Annotated in this window: 21 protein-coding genes; 10 read left to right on the top strand and 11 right to left on the bottom strand. The window is 68.9% G+C overall.

Going from position 1 to position 22,808, the window contains the following annotated elements; genetic code table 11:
- Positions 1–4: 4 nt before the first annotated feature.
- From mshB to typA, 3 genes are read right to left on the bottom strand one after another with little or no spacing between them, the layout of a single operon-like run.
- Positions 5–997: an N-acetyl-1-D-myo-inositol-2-amino-2-deoxy-alpha-D-glucopyranoside deacetylase gene (gene mshB / locus ACT3TD_RS05990; RefSeq protein WP_441579610.1), complete on the bottom strand. Its 993-nt coding sequence runs from the start codon at positions 995–997 to the stop codon at positions 5–7.
- On the bottom strand, positions 990–2,894 hold the full coding sequence (locus tag ACT3TD_RS05985; RefSeq protein ID WP_444614953.1) for an ABC transporter family substrate-binding protein: 1,905 nt from the start codon (positions 2,892–2,894) through the stop codon (positions 990–992). The genes mshB and ACT3TD_RS05985 overlap by 8 nt, the downstream gene beginning before the upstream one ends.
- 47 nt (positions 2,895–2,941) lie before the next feature.
- Positions 2,942–4,852: a translational GTPase TypA gene (gene typA / locus ACT3TD_RS05980; protein ID WP_441582158.1), complete on the bottom strand. Its 1,911-nt coding sequence runs from the start codon at positions 4,850–4,852 to the stop codon at positions 2,942–2,944.
- 286 nt (positions 4,853–5,138) lie between these two features.
- Here typA and ACT3TD_RS05975 point away from each other — a divergent pair, with 286 nt between their 5' ends.
- Both ACT3TD_RS05975 and ACT3TD_RS05970 read left to right on the top strand, forming a co-directional pair.
- A complete protein-coding gene (locus ACT3TD_RS05975) occupies positions 5,139–5,951 on the top strand; it encodes an Rv1157c family protein (RefSeq protein ID WP_441579613.1) in 813 nt (270 codons plus the stop codon).
- Positions 5,952–5,979: 28 nt separating this feature from the next.
- On the top strand, positions 5,980–6,531 hold the full coding sequence (locus ACT3TD_RS05970; protein ID WP_444614954.1) for a DUF402 domain-containing protein: 552 nt from the start codon (positions 5,980–5,982) through the stop codon (positions 6,529–6,531).
- A 246-nt stretch (positions 6,532–6,777) separates the two neighbouring features.
- On the opposite strand, the gene ACT3TD_RS05965 is transcribed toward ACT3TD_RS05970, so the two are convergent.
- Positions 6,778–7,947 (bottom strand): acyl-CoA dehydrogenase family protein, encoded by a 1,170-nt coding sequence (locus ACT3TD_RS05965; protein ID WP_444614955.1) that lies wholly within the window; start codon positions 7,945–7,947, stop codon positions 6,778–6,780.
- Positions 7,948–8,067: 120 nt separating this feature from the next.
- Between ACT3TD_RS05965 and ACT3TD_RS05960 the strand changes: the two genes are divergently transcribed.
- Genes ACT3TD_RS05960 through ACT3TD_RS05935 form a run of 6 tightly spaced genes read left to right on the top strand, consistent with a single transcriptional unit; the run spans position 8,068 to position 13,788 of the window.
- On the top strand, positions 8,068–8,805 hold the full coding sequence (locus ACT3TD_RS05960) for a DUF4232 domain-containing protein (protein WP_441579614.1): 738 nt from the start codon (positions 8,068–8,070) through the stop codon (positions 8,803–8,805).
- Positions 8,802–10,535, top strand: a complete 1,734-nt coding sequence (locus ACT3TD_RS05955) for a hypothetical protein (protein ID WP_444614956.1) — start codon at positions 8,802–8,804, stop codon at positions 10,533–10,535. The genes ACT3TD_RS05960 and ACT3TD_RS05955 overlap by 4 nt, the downstream gene beginning before the upstream one ends.
- 52 nt (positions 10,536–10,587) lie before the next feature.
- Positions 10,588–11,256, top strand: a complete 669-nt coding sequence (locus ACT3TD_RS05950) for an SDR family oxidoreductase (protein ID WP_444614957.1) — start codon at positions 10,588–10,590, stop codon at positions 11,254–11,256.
- Positions 11,253–12,143 carry a patatin-like phospholipase family protein gene (locus tag ACT3TD_RS05945; protein ID WP_444614958.1) on the top strand — a complete coding sequence of 297 codons (891 nt, stop codon included), beginning with the start codon at positions 11,253–11,255 and terminating at the stop codon, positions 12,141–12,143. Before ACT3TD_RS05950 ends, ACT3TD_RS05945 begins: the two co-directional genes overlap by 4 nt.
- A 60-nt stretch (positions 12,144–12,203) precedes the next feature.
- Entirely contained in the window at positions 12,204–12,752 is a 549-nt protein-coding gene (locus ACT3TD_RS05940) for a hypothetical protein (protein ID WP_444637973.1), read from the top strand.
- Between the two features lie 31 nt (positions 12,753–12,783).
- Positions 12,784–13,788 (top strand): DUF808 domain-containing protein, encoded by a 1,005-nt coding sequence (locus tag ACT3TD_RS05935; protein ID WP_444614960.1) that lies wholly within the window; start codon positions 12,784–12,786, stop codon positions 13,786–13,788.
- Here the strand turns inward: ACT3TD_RS05935 and ACT3TD_RS05930 are convergent.
- The 3 genes from ACT3TD_RS05930 to ACT3TD_RS05920 all read right to left on the bottom strand — a co-directional run bounded on the left by ACT3TD_RS05930 (position 13,751) and on the right by ACT3TD_RS05920 (position 17,679).
- Entirely contained in the window at positions 13,751–15,592 is a 1,842-nt protein-coding gene (locus ACT3TD_RS05930; protein WP_444614967.1) for a BCCT family transporter, read from the bottom strand. The genes ACT3TD_RS05935 and ACT3TD_RS05930 overlap by 38 nt on opposite strands.
- Before the next feature lie 205 nt (positions 15,593–15,797).
- Complete coding sequence (locus ACT3TD_RS05925; protein ID WP_301442536.1) at positions 15,798–16,922, bottom strand: magnesium and cobalt transport protein CorA; 1,125 nt, start codon at positions 16,920–16,922, stop codon at positions 15,798–15,800.
- Positions 16,923–16,956: 34 nt separating this feature from the next.
- Complete coding sequence (locus tag ACT3TD_RS05920; RefSeq protein ID WP_444614961.1) at positions 16,957–17,679, bottom strand: endonuclease/exonuclease/phosphatase family protein; 723 nt, start codon at positions 17,677–17,679, stop codon at positions 16,957–16,959.
- A 151-nt stretch (positions 17,680–17,830) separates the two neighbouring features.
- On the opposite strand from ACT3TD_RS05920, the gene arr reads away from it, so the two are divergent.
- Complete coding sequence (gene arr / locus ACT3TD_RS05915) at positions 17,831–18,250, top strand: NAD(+)--rifampin ADP-ribosyltransferase (protein ID WP_301442538.1); 420 nt, start codon at positions 17,831–17,833, stop codon at positions 18,248–18,250.
- Positions 18,251–18,272: 22 nt separating this feature from the next.
- On the opposite strand, the gene ACT3TD_RS05910 is transcribed toward arr, so the two are convergent.
- Entirely contained in the window at positions 18,273–18,593 is a 321-nt protein-coding gene (locus tag ACT3TD_RS05910) for a YchJ family protein (protein ID WP_444614962.1), read from the bottom strand.
- The gene (locus ACT3TD_RS05905; protein ID WP_444614963.1) at positions 18,593–20,191 is read right to left on the bottom strand and encodes a sulfatase-like hydrolase/transferase; all 1,599 of its coding nucleotides are present in this window, start codon (positions 20,189–20,191) and stop codon (positions 18,593–18,595) included. Before ACT3TD_RS05905 ends, ACT3TD_RS05910 begins: the two co-directional genes overlap by 1 nt.
- A 228-nt stretch (positions 20,192–20,419) precedes the next feature.
- Here ACT3TD_RS05905 and ACT3TD_RS05900 point away from each other — a divergent pair, with 228 nt between their 5' ends.
- On the top strand, positions 20,420–21,199 hold the full coding sequence (locus ACT3TD_RS05900; RefSeq protein ID WP_444614964.1) for an SDR family NAD(P)-dependent oxidoreductase: 780 nt from the start codon (positions 20,420–20,422) through the stop codon (positions 21,197–21,199).
- A gap of 31 nt (positions 21,200–21,230) precedes the next feature.
- On the opposite strand, the gene ACT3TD_RS05895 is transcribed toward ACT3TD_RS05900, so the two are convergent.
- Positions 21,231–21,767 carry a peptide-methionine (S)-S-oxide reductase gene (locus ACT3TD_RS05895; protein WP_444614965.1) on the bottom strand — a complete coding sequence of 179 codons (537 nt, stop codon included), beginning with the start codon at positions 21,765–21,767 and terminating at the stop codon, positions 21,231–21,233.
- A 153-nt stretch (positions 21,768–21,920) separates the two neighbouring features.
- Positions 21,921–22,328, bottom strand: a complete 408-nt coding sequence (locus tag ACT3TD_RS05890) for a cytidine deaminase (protein WP_444614968.1) — start codon at positions 22,326–22,328, stop codon at positions 21,921–21,923.
- Positions 22,329–22,808 lie beyond the last annotated feature (480 nt).

The following is a 22,808-nucleotide window of genomic DNA, read 5'->3' as shown; positions in this document are numbered from 1 at the left end:
GCTCTCACCTCCCTTCGGCAAATAGACAGTCTAGTCTGTCCACTGTCTCCTGCGAAACACCGCCCCGCGCCGGAAATTCCCGGGCGAGGGTGTAGCTCTCGGTGTCCAGCAGCGGCTGGGCGATGAGGTTCGACAGGCAGTAGGCGACCGTCCCGGCATGACCTGCACGCCCGGTGCGGGGCCGGTCGTTGACGTCGCTGACGGAACCGTCGGCGACCCAGATCTGCGTGGCGTGGGCCGCCATGGCCCGACGCTTCGCCGCCAGGTCCTCCCCGCTGCCCTCGACCCTCGCGTCCACCACGCGGGCCGGGACGGTGGCCAGCTCCCCGGGCTCGGGACGCCGCCAACCCTGCGGCGGCTCACCCTGGGAGTCGAGGTCGCGCAGGCCCTCCTCGACCCGCTCACGTTCCTGGGCGGTCCAGTAGATCCGCGACGGCACCCACCTGCCGCCGTGAGCGTCCTGAGCGTCCTGAGCCGCCTGGTCGGCAGCGGTGTGGGTGATCTCGTGGGCACGGATGTGGTCGGGGTGGCCGTAGCCACCGTCCGGGCCGTAGGTGACGACCACGTGGGGACGCAGCTCGTCGAAGATCTCGGCGAGCTGGTCGACGGCCGTCTGCCCGGAGTTGACGAATGCACGCGGGTGCTCCGCGGCCGGGGTTCCGACCATGCCGGAGTCACGCCAGCGCCCCGGGCCGCCGAGGAACCGGGGGCGTCCGAGCCCCAGTTCACCGAGGGCCCGCTGGAGTTCGGCGATGCGGTATCCGCCGAGGATGTCGTAGCCGTCGGCGACGATGTCGGCGTACTTCTCGCCGATCACCTCGCCCTCCTCCCCCAAGGTGCAGGTCACCACGGAAACGTCGGCGCCACGGCGCACCCAGTTAGCCAACGCCAGGCCACCCCAGATGGATTCGTCGTCGGGGTGGGCGTGGACGGCGAGCACGCGCAGTCCGGCGAGATCGCCGTCCCCGCGCGCTTCTTCGGTTGTCACGTCAGTCATCGTCTGCCTCATTCGTGGTGTCCGCCTCGTCGTCGGAGGCGGCGTCGGACTGCTGGCTGGCGCGGAACCACTCCGGGATGCTCACGAAGGGGCCGGTGCTCTGCCCGACCGGCCAGTCCGCGACGCGGCCTGCGGGGCCGGCCAGCTCGGCCGCGCGGCCCACAACCACGGAGTCGCCCATCAACGGCAGCGAGAGCGCCAGGTTGGAGAGGTACCCGGAGACCTGGGTGTCCGAACCGTCGTCCAGCAGCGTGTCGAGTTCGGGGTCGCAGATCCCGGAGACGTTCGACGCCCGGGCGGTCAGCTCGCTGTCGCCGGGAGCCGGGCTGGTGGTGGTCGGTTCGGAGGTCTCAGAAGACTCAGAAGACTCAGAGGACTCAGAGGAGTCAGAGGAGTCGGTGGCTGCCGGGTCCTCCGTGCTCTCCGGGGTCTCCGGGGATTCCGGCAGCTCGGACTCGGTGGGCAGGGAGCGCGACGGCGACATCACGGGCCGGTCGGCGTCGTCGCAGGCGAAGGAGCTGCGCAGGTCGGTGCGCGAGCGGTCCCGGTCCTGCCACACCAGCACCGCATCGACCTCGCCGCGTGGAAGGAAGGCGGAGAACAGGTCGGACGCGGACGGGGTGACCACCGTCGCGGGAATGCCCGCGGAGGTCAGCTGGTCGGCGACCCGGCGGGCGGCCTCGACGGCCTCGTCGTCCAGGGTGTCCGCGGCGATGCGCAGGGGGTCGGCGTCGCTCGCCCCGACGGCCTCCGTCGCGTCCACGTCGCCGGCGCCTCCGCCGTACGCGCCGATGACCCCGGCGGGCGCCGTGGCGTCCGGCGCGCCGGTGACCAGGCGTGAGACCTGGTCAGCATCGATGCTGCCCAGCAGCGCGCGCCGCGCCGCGGCCGACTCCAGGCGACCGGAGGCCACGTTGGGCACCAGGTCGAGCCGGGTGTCCAGGTCCACGGTCCTGGCGCCCACCGTCGGCACGGAGTCCACGGACTCGGAGGTCACCGCCCCGCTACGGGTCGTCAGCATCTGGTACTGCCCCGCGCGCAGCATCTGCGTGGAGGTGTTCAGGTCGGCCGACTCGGAGAAGACCACCCGGTCGGTGCGTGCCGGGGACTCGCCCCAGTAACGGGTGTTGCGCTCCAGGACCAGGTTGCCGCGCGAGGGGTCGAACTGGCGCACGGTGTACACCCCGCCGGACGCCGCGGGCAACGACCCCAGCAAGGTGGTGAAGTTGCGGCCCTCGGCCCCGTAGATGTGGCTGGGCAGCAGGTGTGCGAACAGTTCGCGCCAGTCCTGCTGCGGACGGGTGAAGGACACCGTCACCGTGCTGCCGCCGGCGGACACGGCGACGTCGTCGACGTCCCCGTACCCGGCGGTGTCGGTGGTCCCCGGCATGGTCACGACCTGCTGCCACAGGTAGTGGAAGTCCGTGCCGCTGATGGGCGTGCCGTCGGACCACTGGGCCTCGCTGGCCAGGGTGTAGCGCACCTCGGTGGGTGCGTCCTCCTCGCCGGCCGTGACCTCGGCCGCGTCGAGCAGGTCGGTGTTGAGCACGGTGCGGTCGCCGTCCTCGCCGACGGTGAAGGCGCTCGGCAGGGTGAGGTCGGCGACCGTCGATGTCAGCATCGACCGCGACCCGACCAGGTGCGGGTTCAGGTCCGCGGGGATGCGGTCCACACCCACGGTGATGGTGCGCAGTTCCTCGGGCACGGAGGACGCCCCGGTGTCGCCGTCTCCCCCGCCGTCGGCGGCGTCGCCGGCCTCGGTGTCGGGGTCGTTGGCTTCCTCGACCGTCGGCGCGTCACCGGGGTTCGCCTGACAGGCGGACAGGACGAGACCGCAGGCCGCGAGGGCAGCTACGACCGACGGAAGCCGCCGCCGGGGACGACTGATCTTGTTCACCTGGCGACGGCTCCTCATGTACGTGGCTGCGACTGTGCCGGAACGGCCTACTTGTTGCGGGCCTTCATGCGCGACAGCGCACGGGCACGCTCGGTGGCGCCGAGGATGACCTTGCGCACGCGGATGTTCTCCGGGGTGACCTCCACGCACTCGTCGCCGCCACAGAACTCCATGGCCTCGTCGAGGGTGAGGTTGCGCGCCTTGGCGAGCGTCACGGTGGCGTCCGCGGTGGCGGAACGCATGTTCGTGAGCTTCTTCTCCTTGGTGATGTTGATGTCCATGTCCTCGTCGCGGTTGTTCTGCCCGACGACCATGCCCTCGTAGGTCTGGGTGCCGGGCTCGACGAAGAACTCACCACGGTCGCCGAGCTGGGTCAGCGCGTAGGCGGTGATCTGACCGGTGCGGTCGGAGACCAGGGAGCCGTTGGGACGGTCCTTGATCTCGCCGGCCCAACCCTCGTAGCCGGCCGAGTAGTGGTTGGCGATGCCGGTGCCGCGGGTCTCGGTCATGAAGATGGTGCGGAAACCGATCAGACCACGGGACGGGACGGTGAAGTTCATCCGGATCCAGCCGGTACCGGTGTTGTCCATGCCCTCCATGCGGCCCTTGCGGGCGGCCATGAGCTGGGTCACGGCACCGAGGTGCTCCTCGGGCACGTCGATGATCATGTGCTCGTAGGGCTCCTGGAGCTTGCCGTCCACGGTCCGGGTGACCACCTGGGGCTTGCCCACGGTCAGCTCGAAACCTTCGCGGCGCATGGTCTCCACCAGGACGGACAGGGCCATCTCGCCACGGCCCTGGACCTCCCAGGCGTCGGGACGCTCGGTGGGCAGCACGCGGATGGAGACGTTACCGATGAGCTCCTGGTCCAGACGGGCCTTGACGACGCGGGCGGTGAGCTTGTCGCCGCCGCCACGGCCGGCCATCGGGGAGGTGTTGACACCGATGGTCATCGAGATCGCGGGCTCGTCCACGGTGATGCGCGGCAGGGCGACCGGGTGCTCGGGGTCGGCGAGGGTGTCGCCGATCATGATGTCCTCGATGCCGGAGATCGCGGCGATGTCGCCGGCGATGACCTCCTCGGCGGGGACGCGCGAGACGCCGACGGTGCGCAGCAGCTCGGCGATCTTGGCGGTCTTGGTGTGCTCGACGCCGTCGGCGTCGTAGTGGATCCAGGCGACCTGCTGACCCTTGCGGATCGTGCCGGCGAAGACACGGATCAGGCCGATGCGGCCCAGGAAGGAGCTGGAGTCCAGGTTCGTGACGTGGGCCTGCAGCGGGGCCTCGATGTCTGCGGACGGCTCCGGGAGCACGTCGTAGAGGACGTCGAAGAGGGCCTGCAGGTCCTCGGCCTCCGGCACGTTGCCGTTGCCGGGGTTCTCGGTGGAGGCCTTGCCGGCGCGGCCGGAGGCGTAGAGCACGGGCAGGTCGAGGAGGGTCTCGGCGGCGGCCGCGGCCTCCTCGTCGTCCAGTGCGGAGGCGAGCTCGAGCAGGAGGTCCTGCGCCTCGGTGACGACCTCGTCGATCCGGGCGTCCGGACGGTCGGTCTTGTTCACGCAGATCATGACCGGCATCTTGGCCTCGAGGGCCTTGCCGAGCACGAAACGGGTCTGGGGCAGCGGGCCCTCAGAGGCGTCGATCAGCAGGACGACACCGTCGACCATGGACAGGGCACGCTCGACCTCGCCACCGAAGTCGGCGTGGCCGGGGGTGTCGATGACGTTGATGACCAGGTCACCGCCGTCCTTACCAAGGCCGGCACGGCGGATCGCCGTGTTCTTGGCCAGGATGGTGATGCCCTTCTCCTTCTCCAGGTCCCCCGAATCCATGACACGGTCCTCGACCTCGCCGTGGGCATCGAAGACCCCGGACTGACGCAGCATGGCGTCGACGAGGGTGGTCTTGCCGTGGTCAACGTGGGCGACGATGGCGACATTGCGGAATTCAGTCAGTGACACAGATCCTTCAGCTTCCTAATTGAGAATGAGTCGAGGTCGGCGGGCCCGGAGGACGACTCGGGGTTCAACGACGGTCCAGGGTACTCGACAGCTCCCTGTTTTCTCTCATCGAGACTATCGTGTGCTGCTCTCCGGCGCGCGGTGAACGCCTGTCACTGCTATGGTAGGCAAAACCGACACTTGGTCCGGCCTGTTACGCATGTTACGGTTGGGGCTCATGTGACGTTTGATGTTCCCGGCGACCGCAGCGTACGGGGCACCATTCCAGACCACCGAGAGGCTGACAGTGCTACCCCAGCTACCCCAGCTCACCCAGCTCACCCAGCTCACCCGCCCCGCCCGCCCGGCCCGGGCAGGACGCACCAATCGCGCCGGACGCCCCACGCGCCGCGTGGCGCGCACCGTCGTCGCCGTCCTGACCGCCGCCGCGGCGTCCGCCGGCATGTCGCTCGCCGCCGCCCCGGCGGCGCAGGCCGCCCCCACGATCCCGGGACTGCCCGGGCTCCCGGCCATGCCGGACCTGCCGCTCGACAACCTCGGCCGGCCCACCCCCGAACTCCTGGCGCAGATCGAGGACGTCGCCAACCGGCCCGAGATCCCCGAAGAGGTCTCCGGTGTCCTCAAGCGCGTCGTCAGCTTCTTCCGCGGCGACGGTGAACCCGGTGTGGGCCTGCCCGAGGACGCCCCCGGCTTCACCCAGTTCGGCTGGCCGACACTCGCCCAGAACTGCATCGGCGGCGACAGCAACGCCGTCGGCCTGGCCATGGGCGTGCCCGGCCCCGCGGAGCTGCCCCTCCCCGGCGTCCCCGCCGGACAGATCTCCTTCGTCTTCACCGCCCTGGGCACCGGACCCGTCGCCGAGCACCAGAACGACGGCATGCGCGTGCACTGGGTCAACATCGACAACGGCCGCGTGGGCCAGACCCCCCTCGGCTTCGGCGGGATCAACCCCGACGGCCCCGCCACCATCAACGGCCTGGCGGACACCGGCCCCGGCAACGTCCTCACCCTGCTCGAGGGCGGCGTGACCACCGACGAGGAGGGCGCCCAGGGCAACTGCACCTTCCTGCCCACCGCCGGTATCTTCAACGTCCGCTGACCCACCACCGGCCACCCCCGGAGCCGAGATGAGCGACCTGCACCCGCCCAAGGTCGAGACCTTCGACCTCGTCAACGACACCAACACCGACCCCAAGGGCTTCCTGCGCGCCGTGGACCACTGGTCGCGGACCGACGGCATGCTGTACATGGCCCGTCCCGCCGACCACCCCCGCTTCGGTTACCTCGAGAGCTGGCTCATCCCGGAGCTCGACCTGCGGGTCAACCGATTCCACTTCCGGAAGGGCGAGGGCGGACGCTTCGACGGCCAGGACCTCTACGTCGACATCGCCCTGGTCGAGGACGCCGGCGACACCTGGCACACCACCGACCTCTACGTCGACCTGGTGACCTACGCCGGTCGCAAATGGGAGGTGCTCGACCTCGAGGAGCTCGGCGACGCCCTGCTCGCCGGGCACGTCGACGCCGCCGCGGCGTCCCGCGCACTGCACTCCTCGCAACGCCTCATCAACGGCATGCTCGACGCCGGCGGCGTGGAAGCGTGGCTCGACGGGGTGGGTTTTCCCCTCCACTGGGCCACTGACGTGCAGCTCGCCGCCCCCTGCGACAGCGCTACGTGAACTTGCACTGACGCTCCAGCAGCCTGACAGCTTCCCCCAAGAACGCAGTCGTAGATTGATGTCAGTGCCACCGAGAAGGTGGCCGAGCGACACGGACCCCACCGGAAGGACACCTCGTATACGGCAGCTGAGCATTCTCCTCTTGAAACGTCAGCAGTGCACCCCCGGCCCTTTCGGTCCGGGGGTTCACTGTGTCCGGGGCCGGGTGTTCGCCCCTGGCGCCTGGCTCAGCGCCTTTCTAACCGCCTACTTCAGGATCTGGCGGCCCATCACCATGCGGCACACCTGGTTGGTGCCTTCGTAGATCTGGGTGATCTTGGCGTCGCGCATCATGCGCTCCACCGGGAAGTCACGGGTGTAGCCGTAGCCGCCGAGCAGCTGCACGGCGTCGGTGGTGACCTCCATGGCGATGTCGGAGGCGAAGGTCTTCGACCCGGCGGCCAGCAGGCCGAGCTTGTCGCCGCCCTCGGCCTCGCCACGCTCTGCGTTGGACGCGGCGGTGTAGATCATCAGCCGGGCGGCGTCGATCTTCATCTTCATGTCCGCGAGCATGAACTGGGTGTTCTGGAACGCCGCGATCGGCTTGCCGAACTGCTTGCGCTCCTTGACGTAGTCCACCGCGGCGTCGAAGGCACCCTGGGCGATGCCCAGCGCCTGGGCACCGATCGTGGGGCGGGTGTGGTCCAGCGTCGCCAGGGCGGTCTTGAAGCCGGTCCCCTCCTCACCGATGATGCGGTCTGCGGGGATGCGGCAGTCCTCGAAGTACAGTTCGGCGGTCGGGGAACCCTTGATGCCGAGCTTGTGCTCGAGCCCGCCCACGCGGAATCCGGGGTCGTCCTTGTGCACCATGAACGCGGAGATGCCGTTGGCCCCGGCCTCCGGGCCGCTCACGGCCATCACGGTGTACCAGGTGGACTTGCCGCCGTTGGTGATGAAGCACTTGGAGCCGTTGAGGACCCACTCCTCGCCGTCGCGCACGGCCTTGGTCTTCATGCCGCCGGCATCGGAACCTGCCTCGCGCTCGGTCAGCGCGTAGGACGCCATGGCACCGTTGGCGATGTCCGGCAGGACCTGCTGCTTGAGCTCCTCGGAGCCGGAGAGGATCAGGCCCATCGTTCCGAGCTTGTTCACCGCCGGGATCAGCGAGGAGGCACCACACACGCGGGCGACCTCCTCGATCACGATCACCGCAGCCAGCGAGTCGCCGCCCTGTCCGCCGTACTGGTCACCGACGTGGATGGCGTTGAACCCGCTGTCGTTGAGGGCCTTGAGCGCCTCCTCCGGGAAGCGCTCGTCCTCGTCGACGGCGGCGGCGTAGGGGGCGATCTCCTGCTCTGACAGGCCTCGGATGCTGTCGCGCAGTTCGCGGTATTCTTCCGGCAGCTGGAAGAGGTCGAAATCGGGGTTGAAAGCCATGGACGTCAGTCTCCTGGGGAAAATCGTGGGCAGTGCTCGCACGGGACGTTACCCCGGGGCCGCGGTCCCGCGTGGAGGTACCGTGAACCCGGTGTTGTGATTCAGCCTACACTGGGGGTCATGTCTACCGAGCACCCGTCAGACGCCCCGACCACCCCTCGCCTCACCGCCGGAGGCGCCCACGACCTGCACAGACGTCGTAGGACGCCCCGGCGCGCCGCCGGTGCCGCGTGCGCCGCCGGCGCGGTCGGCGTTCTGGCCCTGTCCGTCCTCGCCGGGTGTTCCGACGGCGACGGCTCCGGGTCCGACGCCGGTTCGGACGCCTCGACGAGCACGACGACGCCGACGCCGGTGGCCACCGGCGAACCCGGCGGCAGCGGCGGCAACGGCGGCGACACTGAATCCTCGGAGGGCGCCGCGGCGTCCGGCGCCGACGGGCGGTGCACCACCGGTGACCTGGACGTCACCGCGGGGCAGTCCCAGGGCGCGGCCGGCAGCATCCTGCTGGACGTGGAGTTCACCAACACCTCCGACGGCTCCTGCACCCTCGCCGGGTTCCCCGGGGTCACCCTCGTCGACGAGGCCGGCGAGCCGGTCGGCGCGCCGGCCGAGCGTGAGGAGAACGTGCCGTCGTCGGTGGTGGAGCTCGCCGCGGGGTCGACCGCGACGTCGGCGCTGAGCATCGGCCGGGCGGAGAACTACGACGAGACCGCCTGCGGCCCCACCCCGGCCGGTGGTCTACAGGTCATCGTGCCGGAGGAGGAGCAGACCACCGTCCTCGCCGTGCCTGACCTGACCGCCTGCACCGCCGACGACGTGACGCTGCTGTCCGTCCAGCCCCTCACCGACGGCGCGTGAGACGGGGCCGGCTCCCGGTGCTGCTCCCGCTGCTGCTCGTCGTCGCGCTCCTGGCGTTGCGCGGGTGGCAGCTCAGCCAGCGGACCTTCTACTGGGACGACCTGGTCATCCCTCCGTCCTTCCGTGACTCCGGACTGTGGGCCCCCTACGACGGGCACCTGATGCCCGGCTCGGCGGCGCTGCAGATCGCCGTGGACTCCCTCGCACCCCTGCAGTGGTGGTTGCCGTGCGTGGTCACCCTGGCGGCGACGGCCCTGGCCGCGGGCCTGTGGTGGGTCCTGCTCGGCCGGCTCACCGACCGGTGGGGTCTGCGGGTCCTGGGGTTCACCGCCCTGGTGTTCTCCCCGTTCCTGGGCACCGCCACCGGGTGGTGGTCGGCCGGAGTCAACGCCCTGGCCTGGCAGCTCACCGCCGCAGGTGTGGGCCTGGCGCTGACAGCCCCGCGCGGGGTCGTGCTGCGCAACACGCTCGCCACGCTGGTGCTGCTGGGCGGGTTGCTCATGACGGAGCGGGCGCTGACGGTGGTGCCGGCGGTGCTGGCCGTCGCGCTCGTCCTGCGGGTGCGCCGGGGCCCCTCCCGCGACCGGCTGGTGCTGGTGGCGCCGGCGCTGCTCACCCTCGCGTGGGCCGGGGTGTACCTCGCCCTGGTCGGACGTGGTGACGGCGGTGGCGAGGCGCCGGGGCTGCACGGGGTGACCTCCGCGCTCGGCTCCTCGGTGCTGCCCGGCGTCCTCGGCGGGCCGTGGAGCTGGGACCGGTGGGACCCCTCCCCCGCGTTCTCCACGACGTCGACCCTGGTGCAGGTCATCGTGGGCGTCCTGCTGGCCGTCCTGCTCGTGTGGACGTTGGCGCGCACGCGCCGCCGCCCGGCGGCGTTCCTCGCGGCGCTCACGGCGCTGGCCGCGTCCTGCGCGTACCTGCTGGTCGTCCTGCTGCTGCTGCGTGAGGGACGCACCGGCGACGGGGCGTCCGACCTGCTCGCCCGCGGCATGCACTACTACGCCGACTGGTGGTCGGTCACCGTGGTGCTCGTGGTGGCCGCGCCCCCGGTTCTGGCACGCACCTGGACCGCGGTACTGGCCGCCGTCCTGTTCACGCTGAGTTCCACGGTCTCGACCGTGACGTGGGTGTCCGCGTGGTCGGACGACGCGACCGCCGCGTACCTCGCCGGCGTGCGGCAGGCCGTGTCAGAGGCGCAGGACGCCGGCACCGTCCTGCTCGACCAGAACACCCCGCTGGAGGTCCTCACCCCGCTGATGTCGCCCTACAACAGGGTCGGCGCGATCGCCGCCGGTGGCGGCGGGGACGGTGTCGGCGAGGTGAGCACCGCGCCCACGGTCGTCCTGCCGGACGGACGCGTCGCCGAGGCCCACGTGCTCGACGTCGCACGCAGCGCCCAGGGCGACGTCCCCGACTGCGGCGTCCGTGTCGACGCCGGCCAGCCGCAGATCATCACCGTGGAACCCGCGCTGCCCTTCGGCGACTGGACGTGGGAGTTCACCGCCACCGCCGACCGGGAGCTGACCGTGGAACTGTCCACCCCCAACGGCCTGGAGGACGAGGCGCAGTGGCGGGCGCGTGCGGTGGACGTGGACGTCGACACCGACCTGGTCACCAGGTGGGTCAACCTCTCCGGCGGGGGCGGCACGATCCTGGCGGAGATCGACGGCCCACCCGGCGCCCACGTGTGCGTCGGTGCCGGGGCTGTGGGCGCACTCACGGCCCGCTAGGCTGGGGAGACCAGCGACGCGACAACGCCCTCGACGAAAGGCACCCCACACCATGTACGACATCGTCATCATCGGCGGCAACGGGAAGGTCGCCAGGCTCACGGCACCGATGCTCGTCGAGGCGGGCAACTCGGTGACCTCCGTGATCCGCTCGCGCGACCAGTTCAACGACGCCCGCGAGACCGGGGCGACCCCGACGGTGGCGGACGTCGAGACGATGAGCACCGACGCCATCGCCGACCTGCTCGAGGGCCACGACACGGTCATCTGGGCCGCCGGCGCCGGCGGCGGGAACCCGGAGCGCACCTTCGCCGTGGACCGCGACGCGGCGATCCGCACCATCAACGCCGCCGAGGAGGTCGGTGTCTCCCGGTTCATCATGCTGTCGTGGTCGGGCTCGTACCTGGACCACAGCTTCCCGGAGGACAGCGACTTCTACCCCTACGCCGAGTCCAAGGCGGCCGCCGACCAGCACCTGCGGGACTCCGAACTGGACTGGACGATCATCGCGCCGAGCCGGCTGACCGACGACCGCGACCGTGGCGGCATCGAGATCCTGCCCGAGGGCGACGGACGCACGGACGCCACCGAGGTCCCGCGTGAGACGGTGGCCCAGACCATCGTCGCCGCACTCGAGTGCCCGCAGACCTCCGGTCGCACGATCCGGTTCAACGCCGGCAACGAGGATCCCCACGAGGCGCTGCGCGGGGTCGAGTGGTGAGCGGCTCCCCCGCACTGGCCGCGCCCGACGTGGCCCTGATCTTCGAGGGCGGCGGCATGCGCAACAGCTACACGGCCGCCTGTGTCAGCGCCCTGATCGAGCACGAGGTCCAGGTCGGCTGGGTCGGCGGCATCTCCGCCGGGGCCTCGCACACGGTGAACATGCTCTCGCACGACGCCGAGCGCGCCCGCGAGAGTTTCGTGGAGTTCGGGGCCGCCCCCGGCACCGGCGGCATCAGCTCCTTCCTGCGCGGCGACGGCTACTTCAACGCCGAGTTCATCTACGAGACCTCCGGGCTCCCCGGCAACGAGTTCCCCTTCGACTGGGACACCTTCACCGCCGACCCGACGCCCTTCCGCGTCGGTGCGATGCACGCCCGCACCGGTGAGACCGTCTACTGGGGACGCGAGGACCTCACCGACCTGCCCTCGCTGATGAAGCGGGTCCGGGCGTCCTCGACGATGCCGGTGCTGATGAAGACCCCCGTCGTCGACGGGGAACCCTACGTGGACGGCGCCCTGGGATCCTCCGGCGGCATCGCGCTGGAAGCCGCCGAGCAGGAAGGCTTCAGCAAGTTCCTGGTGGTCTGCACCCGCCCGCGCGACTACGTCAAGCCCGAGGTCAAGTACCCCGGCGCGGTGCGCCGGGTGCTGCGCGACACCCCGGCCGTCGCCGAGGCGGTGATCACCCGCCCGGGCCGCTACAACGCCACGAAGCGTCGTCTCCTGGAGCTCGAGGAGCAGGGCCGTGCCCTGTTGTTCTTCCCCGAGCACATGCGCATCTCCAACACCGAGCGCAAGATCGACAAGCTGCGGGCGTCCTTCACCGACGGTGAGAACCAGATGCGTGACGACTGGGCGCGCTGGGAGGACTTCCTCACCGCCTGAACCCCGGGGCGTGTCGGGCATACCGCGCCGGATCGCCGAAAGCACTGTACAGTTCCCATCATGTACGTCAGGTCCAGCGGCGACGGTGGTCACCGCCCGACCGATCACCCCCGTGTGCTCGCGCACCGCCGCGCGTTGACGGCCCGGCACGTGGTCTCCGAGGCCGATCTCGCCGACTCCACGTGTCAGCTGCACCGGATCGACACGATGATCTCCCACAACGAGGACCGCTCCCAGTCCCCCCTCTCGGCGGTGGCCTGGTCGCTCGTGGTCGTCGTGCTGGCCGTGCTGCTCGTCGGTGGCGGTCTGTGGCTGTTCGCCGTCCCCGGCGGCGGCACCCAGGTGGTCGCCCAGGTGGCCGCCCGGGTGCTCGGCGGGATCCTGGTGCTCGGCGGAGCGGTCAGCGGCACCGTCTCACTGGTGTACCTGTGGTCCGGGGTGCTGTTGCACCGGCGTGCGCGCCACCAGGACCGTGACTTCCGCGACGCGGTGGGTGCGCTGCTGCCTGCAGCGTCCGGCGCGCAGTCTCGCAGCGATCTGGTCGACCTGCTCCACGATAACGACGTGGCCGAGCTCAGCGGCCGCACACGCCACGACACCCCGCACTGAGTGAGACCCGAACCCCTACGGAGAAGACCCCATGGCCGGTGGCCTGTTCGCACTGCTCGACGATGTCACGCTGATCGCACGCAAGGCCGCGGCCAGCACCGGTGACGTGGCCCGCGCGGCCGCCACCACCAGCACCAGGGCCGCCGCCGTGGTCGTCGACGACGCCGCGGTCACCCCCGGGTTCGTCGAGGGGGTCAGCCCCGCCCGCGAACTGCCGATCATCTGGCGGATCACCAAGGGCTCGCTGGTGAACAAGATCATCATCATCCTTCCGGTGATCCTGCTGCTCAGCTGGCTCGCGCCGTGGGCGCTCACCCCGATCCTCATGGTCGGCGGCACCTACCTCGCCTACGAGGGCGCGGAGAAGGTGTGGCACGCCGTCGCCGCGCGGCGCGGCGGGCAGGAGAAACACGCGCAGGACGCACCGGACGCCGCAGCGTCCTCCCCCGACGGCCCCGACGGCCCCGATGACGAGGAGTCACTGGTCAAGGGGGCGGTGCGCACCGACTTCATCCTGTCGGCGGAGATCATGGTCCTGTCGCTCAACGAGCTGACCGACCGCGGCGTGCCGGAGCGCGCCGCGATCCTGGTGGGCGTGGCGCTGATCATCACCTTCGCCGTCTACGGTGTGGTCGGGCTGCTGGTGAAGATGGACGACGTGGGCCTGGCCCTCGCCGACCCCGAACGCGACCGGCCCACCGTCGTGCGCAGGACAGGGCGCGGACTCGTCGCGCTGATGCCGAAGATCCTGACGGCCCTGTCGGTGGTCGGGACCGCGGCGATGCTGTGGGTCGGCGGGCACATCCTGCTCGTCGGCACCGACGACCTCGGCTGGCACCTGCCCTACTCCGTGGCGCACCACCTCGAGGAGGCCGTGGCCGGGGCCGGCGGCGCCGTGCAGTGGCTGGTGGAGACCGGCTGCTCGGCGGTGGTGGGCCTGCTCGTCGGCTCCCTGGTCCTCGCCGTGCTCGCCGGTGTTGCCCGCGTGCGTGGCGCCGTCAGCTCCGATCGTCGGGGGACGGCTGCTCCCCGGTGACGTACTCACCGGTCTCGTAGTCGTAGTCGACCGGGTTGCCGTCCTCGTCGGTGCGGGTGTACCAGTCGGTGACCTCCGCCGCCCGGGAGTTGAAGTCGCCGCCGGTAGCGTAGTCGCTGTCGGCGTCGGTCTGCTCCACGGCGATGGCGAAGTTGTCGCCGTGCTCGCGCACCCCGTGGACCACGGCGTTGGACAGTGCCTGCTCCTGGAAATCGTCGCGGATCGTGAACGGGTCGGTGCGTAGCTCGCGCACCAGTGCGACGGCCATGAGCACCAGCACCACGGCGAAGGGCAGCGCGGTGACGGTGATGAAGTTCTGCAGCCCCTGCAGTGCGTCCTCGCCGCCGGCGAGCAGGATGACCACGGCGATGCCGGCCATGCACAGCGCCCAGAACACCGTCACCCACTTCTTCGGGTCGGGGTTGCCACGCTGGGACAGCTGGGAGTTCACCAGCGACGCCGAGTCGGCGGTGGTGATGAAGAAGACCGCCAGCATCACGATGACCACCGGGGCCACGATGCCGGCACCGGGCAGGTGGTCGAGCACGGTGAAGAAGATCTCCTCCGGTGCGGGCATCGCCGAGGGGTCGTCGCCGGCGGCGATGGACCCGGTCTGCCGCTGGATCCAGATCGACGTCCCGCCCAGGATGGTGAAGGCCAGCACGATGATCGTGGAGGGGATGAACAGCACGCCGAGGATGAACTGGCGGATCGTGCGTCCGCGGGAGATCTTCGCCACGAACACGCCGACGAACGGCGACCAGGACACCCACCACGCCCAGTAGAACGTGGTCCAGCCCGACAGGAACGCCTGCATGTCCTCGCCCTCGCCCATGTTGGCGCTGAGCATGTCCGGCATCGAGCCGACGTAGTCGACGATCACCGCCGGGATCATGTTCGCTAGGAAGGCCGTGGGGCCGACGATGAAGAAGAACAGCGCCAGACCGATGGCGAGCACCATGTTGATGTTCGACAGCCAGCGGATGCCCTTGGCCACACCGGAGACCGCCGAGAGGATCGTGCCGATCGTCAGCACCATGATGATGACCAGGGCGAAGGTGTTGCCCGCCGGGGACCAGCCCGAGACCACCTCCACACCCTTGGAGATCTGCAGGGCGCCGATGCCCAGGGACGCGGCGGTGCCGAAGAGGGTGGCGACGATGGCCATGCCGTCGATGAGCCGGGCCGGCAGGGTGTCGGTGGACTTCACCGAGAACAGGGGCATGAGGATCGAGCTCATCAGCGGCACCCTGCCACGCCGGTAGGACACGTAGGCCACGGCCAGGCCGACGATGGCGTAGATCGCCCAGGCGTTGATGCCCCAGTGCATCGCCGACTGCGCCATCGCACCCTTGACCGCCTCCTGTGTGGCGGGGTCGTAGGCGCCGGGGCGCGGGTCCAGGTAGTGGCTCATCGGCTCGTAGGGGCCGAAGAAGATGATGCCGATGCCGATGCCCGCGGCGAAGAGCATCGCCGTCCAGGACATGGTGGAGTACTCGGCCTTCTCCCCGTCGAGTCCGAGCGGGATCTTGCCGTAGCGGCTGGACGCGAGGATCAGCAGGAAGAACATCAGGCCGGTGGCCAGGGCGGTGAACACCCAGCCCATGTTCTCCATCACCCAGGCCAGCGCCGCCGAGGAGGCGTCGAACACCTGCTCCGGAGCGATCACGCCCCAGGCGATGAAGGCGACGATGAGGCCACCGACCACGCTCACGATGCGCCAGTCGACGGAGAACCGGATGCGTTGGTCCTCCACCGACACTCCCGGCACCAGGGCCGGGTGGATGCTGTGCGGGTAGGTCACCTCACGGATGAAGCTCTTCGCCGACTCCCTGCGGGTGGGGCGGGTCTGGTCAGGTCTCTCTCCGGGCTCGGGATGGTCCGAGGGGTCCACGGTATGTTTCTCCGTTTCCGAGTTCTTCTCTTTGGGTCGTCAGGTCAACCCTTACGACGGTAGAGAAGAAAGCGCTGCGCTGCAGCGAAAGCGCCGGAGACCCCCCGAACGGCACTCACATCCAGTCGCTGCGACGGAAGAAGACGTACAGCAGCACCGCCACCCCCAGCATCATGCCGAGCGCCATCGGGTAGCCGAGGGCCCAGTGCAGTTCGGGCATGTCGTCGAAGTTCATGCCGTAGATCGCGCCGACGAGGGTCGGCGCGAAGAGGATCGCAGCCCAGCCGGAGATCTTCTTCATGTCCTCGTTCTGCCGTTGCGCCACCAGGGTGGCGTTGACGTTGAGTATCTGCGCGAGCGCGTCGCGGTGGTCGGACGCGGTGCGTCCGGCGCGGGTGAGGTGGTCGGCGACGTCGTCGAGGTAGGAGCGCAGTTCCTCGTGGATGTCGTACTTCACGAAGCCGGCGCGCAGGGAGTCCAGCACCTCGGTCATCGACGCGATGGTCTGCTGGACGTCGATGACCTCCTGGCTCAACCGGTAGATGCGTTCGGCGACGGCCGCGTCACCGCTGAAGACCTGCCGTTCGATCTGCTCCTTGTCGATGGCGATGCCGCGCAGCACCGACGGGTAGCCGTCCACGATGGCGTCCAGGATGCGGTAGACCACGGCCTCCGGGCCGAGCCGCAGCAGGTCACGGTCGGCGAGCATGTCGCCTCCGCGGGGGTCGGGGTTGTCGAGCCGTCCGGACGAGGAGGCGGCGAAGGCCTCGCTGTCGGTGCCGTCGATCCACCGTCCGTCCTGGCAGAGCACCGCCACGGAACCGTCGCGCACCAGGATGTGGAACTCGGAGAAGGCGACGTCCTCGGCGGCGTCGTTGTAGCGCGCCGAGCGCGCCACGAGGAACAGGACGTCGCCGTAGCGTTCCAGCTTCGGACGCTGGTGGGCGTTGACGAGGTCCTCGACGAGCAGGGGGTGCAGCTCCCACACCTCCACGAGTTCACCGAGCCCCTCGCGCCCGGGCGCGGGGTACAGCGCCATGAGCATGCGCGAGTCGTCCTCGGCGGCGGACGCTGCGGCGTCGGCCAGCGAGACGTCCTGCGGTACCGCGTGGGCGACACCGTCATCGACGTAGGTGAGCACCGGCGGCGTGGACGCCGGCACGGCCGTCAACCCCACGTCACGGCCCTTTCCGCGGGTCAGCCTGCTCATCCTGCCGTCGTTCGTCCTGCGGTTTCCCATGGGACACACTCTATCCCGCCCCGACGGGAAAACCTCAGGCGGTCGCGACGGACACCGGTGGCGAGGCGGCGATCCGCGCCGGATTCGCGCGGTCCAGCGACGTACGCACGACGATCGGCAGGTGGTCGGAGTGCCCCTGCGGGAGGACGTCGACCTGCGCGGGACCGAAACCGCGGGAGACCGCGAAATCGTAGTTTCCCCGCAGTACGCCGTAGCGCGAGTACGTCGCCTTCTCGCTCCGGGACATCTCGTAGCCCCGGGTCCCGAGCTCGCGCCGCAGGCCGCGCTGGAACAGCGGGTAGTTGAAGTCTCCGACCATCACCGACGGCAGGCCGGCACCGATCTGCTGGAGGGCGTCGAAGGAGCTGCGGATCTGCTGACGGCGCAGCGAGTTCGTGGCCGTCAGCGGTGCGGCGTGGAAGGACGCGACGACGACGTCGCGGTCGTGTTTGGTGTCATGGGCGCGGACCATGACGAGGCGTTCCGAGGCGGGTTTCATGACCCGGTCGTGGAAGGACTTCTCCAGGGCGATCACCTTCAGGTCCCTCGCGTCCAGACGACTGGTGCGCAGGTAGACGGCGAGCCCGAGCCGGTTCTCCGTGGTCGCGTGCACGAGGTCGAGGTCGCCGTTGTGACGGGGCAGTCGGCGGGTGTCCGCCTCCTGGACGCAGAGGGCGTCCGGGGCGTGTCCGGCCACCAGCGGGGTGAGCTCGGTGACGGCGTTGTGTTTGTGCAGGTTGTAGCTAATCAGCTTCATTAGTGATCAACCTTAGTACACCGCGACGCCGGTGAGATGTGCGTTTCCGTTGACATCGGTGGGCTATTACTCAGCATTCCCGGTCTCGTCCGCGGCGTGCGCACACTGTTGGCGAGCTCCGTTAATGGTTCTGACCTGCTAGGATCACAGGATGAGCGACGACGCGCGGACAGGCCCGTTCTTCCACGGAACCCGGGCGGTACTTGCCGTCGGCGACCGGGTGTGTCCCGGCCACCGGTCCAACTACCGGCCCGAGGTCGTCATGAACCACGTCTATTTCACCGCCCTGTGCGACGGGGCCGGGCTGGCGGCCGAGATCGCCGCCATGCTCGCCGGTGAGGGTGCGCGACCGCACGTGTACCGTGTCGAGACCACCGGGGTGTTCGAGGACGACCCGAACGTCACGGACAAGAAGTTCCCCGGCAACCCGACCCGGTCCTACCGCACGGATGCCCCGTTGGTCGTCGTCGAGGAGGTCCACGACTGGTCTCGGCTGTCCCCGGAAGACCTGGAGGCGTGGCGGGTGCGCCTGGCGGCGTTGCGCGACAGCGACGCCGAGATCATCAACTGAACCCCCTCAGTACTCGTGACCGTCAGTACACGTCGCCGTCGACGTAGTACCAGCGTCCCGACTCGTGGACGAACCGGGACCGCTCGTGGAGTGAGTCCACTCCCCCGGTCTCGGCGACAAAGGTCGCCCGGAACTCCACGACCCCGGCGGTGTCCACCTCGGTCCCGTCGAGGACGTCGACGATCTGCAGGCCACGCCAGCGGGGGTTGTCGGACAGGTCCAGCGTGGCAGGACGCGTCGAGGGGTGCCAGGTCCTCAGCAGCCAGTCTGCGTCCGCCCGGCGGAAGGCGTCGAACCGGGAGCGCATGAGTTCCTCGGCGGTGGTGGGTTCGGGGACGTCCACTACTGCAGGACCTCACCTTCCCACGCCTCGGAGTAGAACTCCGCCGACCGCGAGCCCAGCAGTTCCTGGTAGACGTCCGGGTCGAGACTCTGAGCCGAGCCCTCCGGAATCCGCGAGGAGAATGCGGAGACGCCCAGGCCGGCCTGACGGCCCTCCAACCGGACGCCTGCGGCCTCGAGGACCGTGGGCATCATGCTGACCTGGTCGACACCTGCGCGCATCGTCGAGGTGGACTCGTCGTCACCGGGAACCCAGACCCGGTTGAAGATGGTGCGGTTCGGGTGGTCGTCGAGCTCGTCGCCGAAGGCGTTGTTCGAGCCCATGTGCTTGAGGTGGTCACCCATGATCACCACCGCGGTGTCGTCCAGGTAGCCCTGGGCCTCCATGTGGTCGACGAAACCGGCGACCTGCTCCATGGAGCACTGGTAGGCCGAGGTCAACTCCGCCTCGGTGTCCACGTCGCAGTAGTCGTAGATGTGGACCGGCTCGTGGGTGTCCACCGTGAGCATGGAGAGGTTGAACGGCTGGCCGGACTGCTCGGACTCCTCGTGGAGTTCGTCGACCTTGTCCTTCGCGTTGGCCATCAGCCGGTTGTCGCTCAGGCCCCAGTCGTCGCGGAACTGGTCGGCCGGCTCACCCTGTGCCCGCCAGTAGTCCAGGTCGTAGAGCTCGTCGTAGCCGTGGCCGGCGAGGAACTGGTCCTTGGCCGCGAAGGAGCCGCTGGCGCCACCCATGAAGACGTTCTTGTAGCCCTCGTCGGCGAGGATGTCGCCACTGCAGGTCAGTCCGCCCAGGTAGTCACCGACGTCACCGCCGAGTGAGTTCAGGCCGGACTTGCCGGTCACGATGCCGTTGCCCTTCAAGGGCACGCCGCACTGCGTGCTGGCCAGACCGGACATCGTCCAACCGCCGCCCTCGTACTGCTTGAAGTCGTCGATGCTCTGCCACCCGTCGTCCTGCGAGGTGGCGTCCTTCAGCGGGGTGTACGGGTCCTTCTCGAACAGGTCGGTGTCCGAGAGGGTCTCCTCGCCGGACTCCAGGTAGATCATCACCAGGTTGCGCTTGTCCTGCGCGGACTCCACCTGCGGTGCGGTGTAGTACTGGTCGATGGTGTACTCCGAGTTCACGGCCTTGATGTACTCCCCGACGTGCACCGAGGAACTGAAGGCGGTGGAACCGACCACGACGACGGCGGTGACCATCACGGCAGAGACCGTGCGCGTGAGCCAACGGGGCCCGAGGGTACGGACCCGTCCTGCGTCGCCGGCCGTCTCATCGTCGGCGTGGGCGGTCCGTCCTGCCCGTGCGCGGGGGCTGCGGACGCGACGGTAGTGGAAGAACGCGATACCCAGGGTGATGACCAGAGGGAGCACGCCGAAGGCGAGGACGCCGGTCACCACGAGGGACCCGCCTCCACCGTCGGTGTCCGTGGCGACGAGGTTCATCAGCATCTGGTCGACGCTGATCGGCCCCCAGAGCATGCGGATGCCGATGCCGGTGATGAGCATGAAGACACCGGCCCAGATGAGCACGTACATGGCGACGTACCCCAGGACTGAGCCGATTCGTTTAGCGACGGTCACGATGGGACCAGACAATTGAGCATCTCACCTTTCCGACGCCGAGAATGTGACGCATACGCTGGTGCGGACCCCGGTCAGGTGGTGAACGGATCGCTTCCAGGTAGAAAATTCATTGACAGACCATAAAGTATTCAACCATAGTTCACTGTCGGACCGCGAGAGGTCAAGTATAATCCGCCGCCTGTGGGAGGTCACCAGCTCCTCGCCTACCGACATGGTGGACACATCCGAGAGGACGTCTCCATGACAACCACCGCACTCGTGACGGGAGCCTCGTCCGGCATCGGCTTCCGCATCGCCGAACAGTTGGCTGCACGAGGACACGACATCATCGGCGTCGGGGCGAGCGAGAGGATCCTCGAGCTTCCCTCGCGACTTCCCGGGGTGACCGTCTGGCCGCTGCGCGCGGATCTCACCGACCGCGACCAGGTCGACCAACTGTGGAACGAGGTCGAACGCATCGACCGTCCCCTTGACGTTGCGGCACTCAACGCGGGACGGAGTCTCGGCGGAGCCTTCGTCGACACCGACATCGAGGACGAGTTGTCCATGCTCGCCCTCAACGTGACATGCCAGGTGGTGCTGGCGAAACACGTCGCACGCCACATGGCACGGCGTCGGTCCGGCCGCATCCTCATCACCACCTCGTTGTCCGCCACGACGCCGACACCGTACGAGTCCATCTACGGCCCCACCCGGGCATTCATGTACAGCTTCGCGCAGGGACTGCGCGAAGAGATGCGGGAGTACGACGTCGGCGTCACCGCCCTGCTCCCCGGGGCGACGGCGACGGAATTCCACGACCGCGCCGGCATGCAGAGCACCAAGTTCGGTGACAACTCCTGGAAGAACGACCCGGAGCTCGTGGCGAAACGTGGTGTCGACGCGCTCTTCAACGGGGACGATCATGTCGTGGGCGGTGACCGCAGCACGCGGTGGAACGCCGTGCGCAACAAGTTCACCCCGGAGAAGGTGAAGGCCGGGCTCTTCGCCCGTGACTCCCGACCGCAGCACCACAGCTGAGACTCACGTGGCCGTACCGGTTCTTCGGTAGTCAGCCGCGGTACCGGTTGAGCAGGTCCGACGGCAGGTGACAGGAGTCCTCCGGGCACCGGGCGAGACGGTGCTGGTGTTCATCGGCGCTGCGGAGGTAGTTCGTCAGAGGCAGCACCTCGACGGCGATGCGCGGGGCGTCCTCGCGTGCCGCGATGACGTCGCGGGCCTGGGCGAGGTGGCGCGGATCCTGCGAGTACAGACCGGTACGGTACTTCTCCCCCACGTCCGGCCCCTGCGCGTTGACACTGTAGGGGTCGATGATCTCGAAGAGGAGCCCCATCAGCCCGACGATGTCGACGACCTGCGGGTCGAACCGTGTGCGCACACACTCGACGTAGCCGTCGTACTCCCCCTCCAAGGACGTCCCGACACCGTTCGCCCGGCCGGCTTCGGTGTGGGTCACCCCGGGCACCGTCGAGAAGAACGCCTGCACTCCCCACAGACATCCACCGGCGATGAACACCTCGTCGGTAGATGCGGCTGATTGCCCGTCGGACGGCTCGTACGGCCACTCTGTCGCTCGCTGGGACTTCATCGAAGCGATCGTACTCCCGAGGCCGGCTACAGACCGGTCAACGGAGAGATCGCCGCAACCTTGTCGCGCAACGTCCGGCGTTCACGGCGCGATTCGTAGTGCTACTTCAGGTTCGTCCAGAAACCGACGACGCCGCGCTAAGGGATGGGGTCGCTAATTCCACGGAGATGGCTCCGATTCAAACGCCGTGAGCCAGTAGCGGGGCAGAGCCTCTTGTAGCGTCACCCACTCGACAGTGCTCGGATCACCACGATCGGCGACCGCTATGAGAACGTCAGGGCCCCACATCGCCAATCGCTCACGACACACCCCGCAAGGACTGAGGACCAAGTACCTCCCTCTGGCGTCGCGATGCAGGCAAACAGATGCGGCGACGCTCCGATGCAGCCGGTAAGCCGCACAGTAAGGCTCGATCTCATGGCAAACCGACGTCGACGGATTAGCGAAATCCGGACTAGTGCCGGTCAGGACGTTGCCGTCGTCCAGCAGAACTGCCGCAGCTCCTACCTCCGTCTCCTCGGGGAATCGAGATTCGATCAAGCCACGACACTCAGCAACCACACGCGCGAGGTCGTTGCCTGGTAATGATCTGGACGTGCTCAATTCTTCCCTCCAGAAGTAGAAACGCCGCGGCTACACGTTGAACTTAAAATCCACCGCATCACGTACATTGCTTACCTCTTGGACTTCGGATTCCACGCTCTCGGCTGCCAACATGCGCCCGATCTTGCTACACTTAGTGGTGTAGCCGAACGTCGACTACTACCCCGACCGGAGCAGTGCTCCTCCGGCGGAAAAGATGAAGACCCCGGGACGAGCACACCGGGGTAAGAGGGACTGGCGGGCGACCCACCACCTTCGGATAACAGGGCAGGGTCGCGTGTCGGACCCAAGGGATGGGCTCCTCCGACTGCCACTGGTGACCCACACTCGCGGGACCGGCGTGACTCCCGGCGCGAGGAAAGAGGCCAGAGTCACGGGTTCCGAGCGAGATGGACGCGCTCGGGTAGACCGGCCGATTGCGAACCACACTCGTCGGGC

This window comes from Corynebacterium sp. AOP36-E1-14 (assembly GCF_052377495.1).
Classification (GTDB): Bacteria; Actinomycetota; Actinomycetes; order Mycobacteriales; family Mycobacteriaceae; genus Corynebacterium.
The sequence above is the reverse complement of the archived record's forward strand: the minus strand, read 5'-3'. Positions and strand labels throughout refer to the sequence as shown.

Bases quoted from the DNA above. Each gene is read 5' to 3' on its own strand.
- ACT3TD_RS05950 (WP_444614957.1), top strand. From the start codon at position 10,588: ATGTACGACATCGTCATCATCGGCGGCAACGGGAAGGTCGCCAGGCTC.
- ACT3TD_RS05935 (WP_444614960.1), top strand. From the start codon at position 12,784: ATGGCCGGTGGCCTGTTCGCACTGCTCGACGATGTCACGCTGATCGCA.
- arr (WP_301442538.1), top strand. From the start codon at position 17,831: ATGAGCGACGACGCGCGGACAGGCCCGTTCTTCCACGGAACCCGGGCG.
- ACT3TD_RS05925 (WP_301442536.1), bottom strand. From the start codon at position 16,922: ATGGGAAACCGCAGGACGAACGACGGCAGGATGAGCAGGCTGACCCGC.
- ACT3TD_RS05970 (WP_444614954.1), top strand. From the start codon at position 5,980: ATGAGCGACCTGCACCCGCCCAAGGTCGAGACCTTCGACCTCGTCAAC.
- ACT3TD_RS05960 (WP_441579614.1), top strand. From the start codon at position 8,068: ATGTCTACCGAGCACCCGTCAGACGCCCCGACCACCCCTCGCCTCACC.
- ACT3TD_RS05965 (WP_444614955.1), bottom strand. From the start codon at position 7,947: ATGGCTTTCAACCCCGATTTCGACCTCTTCCAGCTGCCGGAAGAATAC.
- mshB (WP_441579610.1), bottom strand. From the start codon at position 997: ATGACTGACGTGACAACCGAAGAAGCGCGCGGGGACGGCGATCTCGCC.
- ACT3TD_RS05920 (WP_444614961.1), bottom strand. From the start codon at position 17,679: ATGAAGCTGATTAGCTACAACCTGCACAAACACAACGCCGTCACCGAG.
- ACT3TD_RS05900 (WP_444614964.1), top strand. From the start codon at position 20,420: ATGACAACCACCGCACTCGTGACGGGAGCCTCGTCCGGCATCGGCTTC.
- ACT3TD_RS05940 (WP_444637973.1), top strand. From the start codon at position 12,204: ATGTACGTCAGGTCCAGCGGCGACGGTGGTCACCGCCCGACCGATCAC.
- ACT3TD_RS05895 (WP_444614965.1), bottom strand. From the start codon at position 21,767: ATGAAGTCCCAGCGAGCGACAGAGTGGCCGTACGAGCCGTCCGACGGG.